This window comes from Streptomyces sp. S3(2020) (assembly GCF_013044505.1).
In the GTDB taxonomy this organism is placed as follows: domain Bacteria; phylum Actinomycetota; class Actinomycetes; order Streptomycetales; family Streptomycetaceae; genus Streptomyces.
This window is the reverse complement of sequence record NZ_JABERD010000484.1, coordinates 1-1940: the sequence shown is the minus strand read 5'-3', so window position 1 is coordinate 1940 and position 1940 is coordinate 1. Positions and strand designations below refer to the sequence as shown.

Below are 1940 nucleotides of genomic sequence, written 5' to 3'. Positions count from 1 at the left end.
CCCCCACTCCCCCTCACACACCCGCACCACACACCCCAACACCCGCAGCGCAGCCCGCCTCCGCGCATCGCAAGCCTCCACGAGCCGCGGATGACTGTGCCGCGGATGCCCGTCATAGAGGCTCACCCGCAACGCCCCGTCCCGGAACCGCAGCGACACATACACCTCGGCGCCGGGCGTGAACCGGCAAGCGCAGGCGGCGAGTTCGGCGACGACCTGCACAGCGGCGTCGGCCATGTCCTCCAGCTCATGCGCTTGAAGGACGACACGAGTCGCCGCCCGGGCAACGCTCGAACTCATCGGCCCAGCAGGCAACGTGAGGCTGTACGCGAGCGACTCGGGCGACGGCGGCGCGGCCTCCCGTACGTCGTCGTTGAGCGGGCAGGCGGAGAAGGACAGCACGGCAGACATGGCAACTCCCTTGATGGCAGCGGCTGTTGGACGGGCTGACGGCGCACCCGGTGGCTTGTCCCACGAACGCAGGCAGGCTCGCGCGATGCACTTCCGAGCGACATCACGCCGTAAGCGACTCGTCACCGACGGTAGAGCATGCAGGGGGACGTGTGCCACATAACCTCACGCATTGCCTCCGAAGGATTTGGCCTGCTCCACCCGAACCATGCAGACTGACCCCGTCCACGACGGGGAGGAAGGTGCCGATGCCAACGAGGCCCGCGCCGACGGAACGCCAGAAGCGCCTAGGTGCCGAGCTGCGCAAAATGCGGCTCGCGGCAGGTCGGACCACGGAGTACGCCGCCGGGCTGCTCGGGCTGGACCGCACAAAGGTGTCCAACATGGAGTCGGGAGTACGGGCCACCTCACCTGAGCGAGTCCGCATACTCGCCAGCAACTACGACTGCGCCGACGAGGCTTACATCGAGGCGCTGGCCACCATTGCCGATGTGCGGAAGCGCTGCTGGTGGGACCAGTTCAGGGGGACCCTGCCGCAAGGCCTCCTCGACGTAGCCGAGTTGGAGTGGTTCGCCTCCCGGCTACGCAGCTACCAGAGCGTCCACATTCCCGGCCTGCTCCAGCTCAGCAGCTACGCCCGCGCCATTTTCGCGGCCGCCCTGCCCCCACTGCCGAAGTCAGAAGTGGAACTGCGCGTGATGCAGCGCATGCAGCGCCAGCAGGTCCTCGACCGGGAGACCCCCGTCGACTACGTCGCCTACGTGCACGAGTGGGCCCTGCGCATGCAGTTCGGCGGCCGCCGGGACATGCGCGAACAGCTACTGCATCTGTGCGAGATGTCCGAGCACGACAACATCGAGCTACGGGTACTCCCTGTCGAGGCCGGAGCCTTCCCCGGTGCCGGGCACGCGGTTCTGTACGCCGAAGGCCCCGTCCCTCAACTCGACACCGTGCAGCTCGACTCCGCACACGGCGGCGAGTTCACTCACAGCGACGCACAACTCAGCAAGTACCGCGCCCACATGGAGTGGTGGCACGCCCACACCATGAACTCACAGGACTCACGCGACCTGATGCACACCATCGCCCAGCACCTCTAAGGAGACCCCCATGCCCGAGATCACCTGGGAAGAGCCCTTCTGCGCCGAGGGCAACAACTGCTTCCGCATAGGCACCGACCCCACCGGCAACGCCTACATAACCATCGCCGGCCAAGAAGACACCTACCTCACCGACACCCGCGAAGCCCTAGCCACCCTCATCCGGGACATCAAGGCGGGCAAAGCCGACCACCTACTCTGACCCGGCCCCCGCCTCCGGCAGCACCCCGGGACGGAACGGCTCCACCCCCACAACCCGCCGCACCTTCACCGGCTCGATGAGCAACATCACCCGCCGCTCCCCCTCCAGCAACCACGGATACTTCGGCTCCCCGATGTACTTCTGCGTCAGCCGGTCCATGGACCGTTCCGCCTCCTCCCCCTCCACGAACCGCACGACCCGCCCCCGGATCTCCACCCGGTCGTAGG

At 67.2% G+C, this 1940-nt stretch carries 3 protein-coding genes and 1 pseudogene; 2 read left to right on the top strand and 2 right to left on the bottom strand.

Annotation, left to right across the window (positions count from 1 at the left end; translation table 11 throughout):
* The coding region (locus HLK59_RS49790) for an ATP-binding protein (protein ID WP_171148293.1) at window positions 1-411 on the bottom strand (411 nt) is incomplete at its 3' end.
* Window positions 412-659: 248 nt separating this feature from the next.
* Between HLK59_RS49790 and HLK59_RS49785 the strand changes: the two genes are divergently transcribed.
* Both HLK59_RS49785 and HLK59_RS49780 read left to right on the top strand, forming a co-directional pair.
* A complete protein-coding gene (locus HLK59_RS49785; RefSeq protein WP_171148292.1) occupies window positions 660-1511 on the top strand; it encodes a helix-turn-helix transcriptional regulator in 852 nt (283 codons plus the stop codon).
* Window positions 1512-1521: 10 nt separating this feature from the next.
* Window positions 1522-1713 (top strand): hypothetical protein, encoded by a 192-nt coding sequence (locus HLK59_RS49780; protein WP_171148291.1) that lies wholly within the window; start codon window positions 1522-1524, stop codon window positions 1711-1713.
* Here the strand turns inward: HLK59_RS49780 and HLK59_RS49775 are convergent.
* Window positions 1705-1940, bottom strand: a pseudogene (locus HLK59_RS49775) (PPOX class F420-dependent oxidoreductase); the annotation flags it as partial. The gene HLK59_RS49780 and the pseudogene HLK59_RS49775 overlap by 9 nt on opposite strands.